This is a genomic window from Nocardioides sp. Root151, assembly GCF_001427925.1.
In the GTDB taxonomy this organism is placed as follows: domain Bacteria; phylum Actinomycetota; class Actinomycetes; order Propionibacteriales; family Nocardioidaceae; genus Nocardioides.
The window spans coordinates 1,287,764-1,294,331 of sequence record NZ_LMGG01000001.1 but is presented as its reverse complement, the minus strand read 5'-3'; the positions used below and the strand labels follow the sequence as shown (position 1 = coordinate 1,294,331).

Below are 6,568 nucleotides of genomic sequence, written 5' to 3'. Positions count from 1 at the left end.
CCGATGTGGCGGTGGTGTGGGCGCAGACCGAGGAGGGTGTGCGGGGTTTCGTGGTGCCGACGGGCACGCCGGGGTTCTCGGCTCCGGAGATCAAGGCGAAGATGTCGTTGCGGGCCTCGGTGACCAGTGAGTTGGTGCTGGATCAGGTGCGGTTGCCTGCGGAGGCGGTGTTGCCGGGTGTGGTGGGTCTGTCGGGTCCGTTGTCGTGTCTGAATGAGGCGCGGTTCGGGATCGTGTTCGGGGCGTTGGGGGCGGCGCGGGATTGTCTGGAGACGNGCGGGGTTCCAGTTGACGCAGGCGAAGCTGGCGGACATGACGGTGGAGCTGGGCAAGGGGATGTTGTTGGCGCTGCACCTGGGTCGGTTGAAGGACGAGGGGCGGTTGGATCATCGGCAGGTGTCGTTGGGGAAGTTGAACAGCACGCGTGAGGCGATCGCGATTGCCCGGGAGTGCCGCACGATCCTGGGTGCTGCGGGGATCACGTTGGAGTATCCGTTGATGCGGCACGCCAACAACCTGGAGTCGGTGTTGACCTATGAGGGCACCAGTGAGGTGCACCAGTTGATCATCGGCCAGGCCGTCACCGGCGAGTCGGCCTACCGGTGACCGATCAGGACTCCGCCGGAGCCCTGGCGGGCGTGCGCATCGCCGACTTCAGCAGGGTGCTCGCGGCGCCGTACGCCACCATGCTGCTCGCCGACCTCGGCGCCGAGGTGATCAAGGTCGAGCGGCCCGACGGCGGCGACGAGACCCGGGCCTGGGGGCCGCCGTGGCACGAGGGCGAGTCGACGTACTTCCTGTCGGTGAACCGCAACAAGGACAGCGTGGTGATCGACCTGCGCACCGAGGAAGGGCAGGCACAGGCGCGGGACCTGGTGGCCTCCTGCGACGTCCTGATCGAGAACTTCCGGACGGGCACGATGGAGAAGTTCGGCCTCGGGTACGACGACCTGGCCGTCGAGCACCCCGGGCTCGTCTACTGCTCGGTGACCGGGTTCGGTTCGGGCGCGGGCGCCGACCTGCCCGGCTACGACCTCGTGGTCCAGGCCGTCGGTGGGCTGATGAGCTTGACCGGTGACGCGGACTCCGGACCGATGAAGGCCGGTGTCGCACTGGTCGACGTGATCACCGGGCTGCACGCCACGATCGGGATCCAGGCCGCCCTCGTGCACCGGGCCGGCTCCGGTGTCGGGCAGCGGGTCGAGGTGAACCTGCTGTCCTCGTTGCTCTCCGCGCTGACCAACCAGGCCTCGGCACACGTCACGACCGGGGCTGTGCCGAAGGCGATGGGCAACAAGCATCCGAGCATCGCGCCGTACGAAGTGTTCGCCACGGCCGACCGTCCGCTGGCCATCGCGGCCGCCAACGACAAGCTGTTCCGCAACCTGGCGGTCGCGCTGGAGCGTGACGCCCTGGCCGAGGACCCGCGCTTCGCGACCAACTCCGCGCGGGTGGCGCACCGTGACGTGCTCGTCGCCGAGCTCGAGGACCGGTTGCGCGAGGAATCCGCCGACCACTGGTTCGCCACCCTGTCCGCGTGCGGGGTTCCGTGCGGGCCGATCAACGACCTCGCCCAGGCGGTGGCGCTGGCCGAGTCGCTGGGTCTCGACCCGGTCGTGGAGGTCGGCGGCCCGGGGCGGAGCAGTCCCGTCCGTCAGGTGGCGCACCCGATCCGGATGTCACGAACGCCCGCGACGTACCGCGTCGCGCCACCCGTCCTCCCGGTGGCGCCGGGGGAGTAGGGCAGCCGATCAGGCCCGGTCGTCGGCGATCAGACGGTTCAGTGCGGCGGGTACGTCGAGCACCGAGCCGATCGCCGCGACCCGGGCGCCACTGTCACGGGCCAGCCGCTGGGCCTCGTCATCGTCGTCCGCCGGGGCCAGGATCACCAGCTCGTCGAGGCCTCGGGCGACCCGGGTGACGTCGGCGTCGTCGGTGTCGCGGCAGTCGGAGAGCAGGAGCACCACCCGACGCCGGGCCCGGGCGCCGGCCAGCTGCACCTGTGCCTCACGCAGCGCGTCGGCCAGGGCGGTCGTGCCGTGGCCGCGCAGGCCGAGGATCCGCTCGACGGTCCGGGTCGGCGTGCTGGCATCCGCGATCCGCTTCAGTGCGGTGGTCCTGGCCGCGAACGCCAGGACGGCATGCTCCTCGGGGGCGAACGTCAGGCACGCGGCACCGGCCACCGCGGCCGTGGTCAGCCGGGCACCGTTCATCGATCCCGAGTGGTCGATCACCAGGCACAGGGCCAGCTCCGGTCGCGCCCAGTCCACCGCCGACATCTCCTCGAGCGAGGGCATCCGCGCCTCCGCGCGGGCCCCGACGATCGCATCCATCGAACGCTCGATGTCGAGGTCGCCACTGCGATGGGCCGGCACCGTGCGAGGTCTCGAGACCCCGCGGTTGCGCGGGATGCCGCGACGGGTCTGGTCGAGGATCAGCCGCGGTGCCAGGCGGCGTACGGCGGCCCGCAGGCCCTCGTCCGTGGCGTGCGACATCTCGACCAGCAGCGTCAGGGTGTCGTCCGGGTCGTTGCGCAGGGCGTCGTCGAGCGCCTCGAGGTCGAGCTCGCCGACCTCGGGGGAGAGCTCGGCGAACGTCGGGAACTTGTCGAGCTCGGCCCGCCCGGTCGTGCGCGGCGCCGACTTGCGCTGACGTGACTCCGGGGTGCTGGACGCTGGGGGTGAGCCCGCCGACGGCGGCGGGCTCAGGGTTCCCCCGGCGACCCCGGGGACGCGTCGGAGTCGGAGGCCGGGTCGCGGTCCGACTCGCTCGGTTCCGCACCGAAGACCGCGACGTACAACGCGGTGACGACCTGCTCGGGCGTGCGGTCGCAGCCGTCGTGCAGTCGGATCCGTCCGGACAGCGCGGCCTTGGCGGCGGCCAGCCCGACGTGCCAGTCGTCGGTGGTGGTGCCGCGCAAGCGGGCCAGCTCGACGGACAGGCGGGCGACGTCGATCGCGCCGCGCACCGACGACCCGAAGCGGATGTCGTCGTGGTCGCGCGTGCTGCGGACCAGCTCGACGACCCGGGCGCGCCAGGTCGGGTCGATGTCGCGGGTGCGCAGGCCGACGATCTCCTGCTCGGCCTCGGCGGTCTGGTAGTCCATCGAGATGCGGCAGGTGCGGTCGTAGAGCGCGCCCGAGACCCGCGCCGTACCGACCGCGTCGAACGGGTTCATCGCCGCGACGAGGGCGAAGCCCGGCGCCGCCGCGACCCGACCCAGGCGGGGCACGGTGATCTCGAGCTCGGACATCGCGGTCAGCAGGACGTTGAGGGTCTCCTCCGGGATCCGGTTGAGCTCCTCGACGTAGAGCAGCCCGCCCGTGCGCATCGCCTCGAGCAGCGGCCCGTCGGCGAAGATGTCCGGCACGTAGCCCTTGGTCAGCACCAACGCCGGGTCGAAGTGACCGATCAGGCGCGCCGGGGTGAGTTCGGCGTTGCCCTCGACCATCACGAAGGCGATCCGGCGCCCGGTCGCGACCTGCCGCAGCAGGGTCGACTTGCCGGTCCCGGGCGGCCCCTCCAGCAGCACGTGGGCGCCGCTGAGCAGGGCCGCCTCGAGCAGCTCCGCCTCGGCGGCGCGCTCGATGACCTCCGTGGGTCCGGCATCGGCGGCCGGGCCCACGGAGGACGTCTGTGTCACGGGAAGCGCCACCTCAGTCGTGGCTGTGGACGACGACGCCGCGGACGTTCTTGCCGGCGAGCAGGTCGTCGTACCCCTCATTGACCTGGTCGAGCGTGTACGTGCGGGTGATGATCTCGTCGAGCTTGATGTCACCGCTCTGGTAGAGCCCGAGGATCCTGGGGATGTCGGTCGTCGGGTTGCAGTCGCCGAACAGGCTGCCCTTCAGCGACTTGCGGAAGAGCGTCATGATCGAGCCGGGCAGCTCGATGGTCTGCTCCTCCAGCTTGTTGAGGCCGGTGAGCACCACCACGCCACCCTTGCCGACCGCGTTGAAGCCACCGGCGACGATCTCGGAGGTCATCAGGCCGGGCGTGAGGATGGCCGAGTCGGCCATCTGGCCACGGGTCATGTCGGTCAGCGCCTCCATGGCCTCGTCGGTGCTCGCGAAGCTGTGCGTGGCGCCGAGCTCCATCGCCTTCTCGCGCTTGTTCTCCAGCGGGTCGATCGCGATGATGTTCTTCGCTCCGGCGAGACGCGCGCCCTGGACGGCGTTGATGCCGATGCCGCCGACACCGACGACAAGGACGGTCTCGCCGGCCTTCACGTTCGCCGTGTTCACCGCGGCACCCCAGCCCGTGGGTACGCCGCACCCGACGAGAACCGCCTTCTCGAGCGGCAGGTCGTCGTCGACCTTGACGCACGAGTTCTGGTGGATGACGCCGTACTGGCTGAACGTGCCGAGCATGCACATCGCGCCGTACTCACCGCGGGGGCCGGTGATCGGGAAACGCTCGCCGGGCAGGTAGCCCTCGAGGATCGTCGCGCCCATGTCGCAGATGGACTGCTGGCCGTTGGCGCAGTAGCGGCAGCTGCCGCAGTTCGGGATGAAGGAGCAGACCACGTGGTCGCCCACCTTCACGCGGGTCACGCCGGGGCCGACCTCCTGGATGATCCCGGCGCCCTCGTGCCCGAGCACCATCGGCAGCCGGGCCTCGAGGTCGCCGTGCGCGACGTGTACGTCGGAGTGGCACAGGCCGGCGTGCGTGTACTGGATCAGCACCTCGCCCTCGCGCGGCTTGTCAAGGGTCAGCTCCTCGATCTCGATCGGCTTGCCGGCTTCGATGACGACTGCGGCCTGGGTCTTCATGGGGTTCTCCTCGGGGCTGGGTGGTCCTCTCACCGTCGCACCCGTCGCCGCGGCCGGGTGTTCAAGAACTGGACAGCCAACCCTTCTCCAACCGGCGCATGATGTCGTGACGGAAGTCACAGATCCTGGAAGGGCACGACACGATGTCGCAGAGCGCAACGATGTACGACGAGGTTCCCGGCGCCCGCCCGGACATCGCCGCCTCCTGGCGCCGGGCCAGCCTGGCCGGGGTCGAGCACACCGGCCCCTTCGTCCGCCTCGTCCCGCGCGACATCGACCACAACAGCTCGCTCCTGGTGGGCGCCGGCCCGGTGCTCGACCAGCTGGAGACCAGCCTGACCGGCACTGGCTTCTCGACGATCCTGGGAGACCGCGAGTGCCGCATCGTGAGGCGCTGGGACGACGACGCACGCACGCGGGACAGCCTCGACGCCCTCAACATCCGTGAGGGTGCCAGCATGCTCGAGGACACCATCGGGACCAACGCCCTCGGCACGGTCTTCGAGACCCGCCACCCGGTCCTGATCCACGGGTCGGAGCACTTCGTGGAGACCCTGCGACGGTTCAGCTGCTACGGGCACCCGATCCGGCACCCGCTGACCCGCCGGATCGAGGGCGTCCTCGACATCTCCGCCCTGGTCGCGACCGCCAGCCCACTGCTCCCGCCGATCATCGCCCGCGCGGTGCACGACATAGAGCAACGCCTCCTCGGTGGCAGCCGCATCTCGGAGAAGAGCCTGCTGGCTGCCTTCCAGGAGGCCTCGGGGCACTGCCGTGGCGCAGTCCTGGCCATCGGCGAGGACGTGGTGATGAGCAACCAGGCCGCCTCGGACCTGCTCAGTCCCTCCGACATCGCGCTGCTGCGGGTGCTCGCGGAAGATCCGCCGACTCGGGGTGGCAGCGCCCTGCGCCTCACCCTCGAGACGGGCCGCTCCGCGGACGTGACGGTCACCCCGGTGCCGGGTGCCCGACGCGGCGTGCTGCTCAAGGTGGTCGAGCACGCGACGGGGCCGCACCTGACCCCGGCGGCCATCTCGTCCTCCGGCCATCCGCGGGCCTCGGCTCCGACCCTGGTCTCGGGCCCGCCCGGCAGCGGCCGGTCGACCCGGGCCCGCGCGCTCGCCGCCCTGCCGACGAAGGTGCTCCGTGCAGCGACCGCCCTCCTCGAGGGCGAGGTCGCGTGGGCGAGGGACTTCGAGAGTGCGATGAAGCGCACCGTGGGGTCGGTCGTCGTCGACGGGATCGACCTGCTCAGCGACGAGCTCCTCGACCTCGTGATCGAAGGGGTTGACCGCAGGCCCCGGCCGCAGGTGATCCTGACCAGTGGTCCTGTCGACTCGTTGACCGGACGGGCCGTCACCCTGGCCGGCACCGCGACCGTGCGCGAGGAGCTGGCCCCGCTGGGGTCGCGACGCAACGAGATCCCGGACCTGGCCACCTCGATGATTCGCGACGTGGCCGCCAACGACTCGGTGCACCTGACACCCGGGGCCCTGCATGCGCTGGCCGCGCACGACTGGCCCGGCAACCTGCGTGAGCTGAAGGCGGTGATCGGTCACGCGGTCTCGCGCCGGTCGTGCGGAGGGATCGCCCTGACCGACCTGCCCGAGGGCTACCGCCTGACCACCCCCGCCCGGCAGCTCACCGCCCTTGACCGCGCCGAACGCGACGCCATCGTCGTCGCACTGCGCGCGGCCGGCGGGAACAAGGTGCAGGCCGCGCGAGAGCTCGGCGTCTCGCGGACGACGCTCTACGCCAGGATCCGGCAGCTGCGCATCGAGCAGTACTGAACCCTG

Annotated in this window: 7 protein-coding genes and 1 pseudogene; 5 read left to right on the top strand and 3 right to left on the bottom strand. The window is 71.0% G+C overall.

Going from position 1 to position 6,568, the window contains the following annotated elements:
* From ASD66_RS25165 to ASD66_RS06120, 3 genes and pseudogenes are all read left to right on the top strand, one after another.
* Positions 1–275: pseudogene (locus tag ASD66_RS25165) on the top strand (acyl-CoA dehydrogenase); the annotation flags it as partial.
* A 1-nt stretch (position 276) separates the two neighbouring features.
* The coding region (locus tag ASD66_RS25160) for an acyl-CoA dehydrogenase family protein (protein WP_268788508.1) at positions 277–606 on the top strand (330 nt) is incomplete at its 5' end.
* Positions 603–1,742: a CaiB/BaiF CoA transferase family protein gene (locus ASD66_RS06120; protein WP_056890309.1), complete on the top strand. Its 1,140-nt coding sequence runs from the start codon at positions 603–605 to the stop codon at positions 1,740–1,742. The genes ASD66_RS25160 and ASD66_RS06120, both read left to right, overlap by 4 nt.
* Positions 1,743–1,751: 9 nt before the next feature.
* Here ASD66_RS06120 and ASD66_RS06115 read toward each other — a convergent pair whose 3' ends face one another.
* Positions 1,752–2,495 carry a VWA domain-containing protein gene (locus ASD66_RS06115; RefSeq protein WP_200949880.1) on the bottom strand — a complete coding sequence of 248 codons (744 nt, stop codon included), beginning with the start codon at positions 2,493–2,495 and terminating at the stop codon, positions 1,752–1,754.
* On the opposite strand from ASD66_RS06115, the gene ASD66_RS24375 reads away from it, so the two are divergent.
* A complete protein-coding gene (locus tag ASD66_RS24375) occupies positions 2,487–2,657 on the top strand; it encodes a hypothetical protein (RefSeq protein WP_156388551.1) in 171 nt (56 codons plus the stop codon). The genes ASD66_RS06115 and ASD66_RS24375 overlap by 9 nt on opposite strands.
* A 47-nt stretch (positions 2,658–2,704) precedes the next feature.
* Here the strand turns inward: ASD66_RS24375 and ASD66_RS06110 are convergent, their stop codons facing one another.
* Positions 2,705–3,643, bottom strand: coding sequence for an AAA family ATPase (locus tag ASD66_RS06110; protein WP_056689004.1), 939 nt, complete (start codon positions 3,641–3,643; stop codon positions 2,705–2,707).
* A 13-nt stretch (positions 3,644–3,656) separates the two neighbouring features.
* On the bottom strand, positions 3,657–4,772 hold the full coding sequence (locus ASD66_RS06105) for an NDMA-dependent alcohol dehydrogenase (protein ID WP_056688893.1): 1,116 nt from the start codon (positions 4,770–4,772) through the stop codon (positions 3,657–3,659).
* A 143-nt stretch (positions 4,773–4,915) separates the two neighbouring features.
* Here ASD66_RS06105 and ASD66_RS06100 point away from each other — a divergent pair, with 143 nt between their 5' ends.
* The gene (locus ASD66_RS06100) at positions 4,916–6,562 is read left to right on the top strand and encodes a sigma-54-dependent Fis family transcriptional regulator (protein ID WP_156388550.1); all 1,647 of its coding nucleotides are present in this window, start codon (positions 4,916–4,918) and stop codon (positions 6,560–6,562) included.
* Positions 6,563–6,568: the final 6 nt, after the last annotated feature.

Coding starts and splice junctions, on each gene's coding strand:
- ASD66_RS06105 (WP_056688893.1), bottom strand. CDS start 4,772: ATGAAGACCCAGGCCGCAGTCGTCATCGAAGCCGGCAAGCCGATCGAG.
- ASD66_RS06100 (WP_156388550.1), top strand. CDS start 4,916: ATGTCGCAGAGCGCAACGATGTACGACGAGGTTCCCGGCGCCCGCCCG.
- ASD66_RS06115 (WP_200949880.1), bottom strand. CDS start 2,495: ATGTCGCACGCCACGGACGAGGGCCTGCGGGCCGCCGTACGCCGCCTG.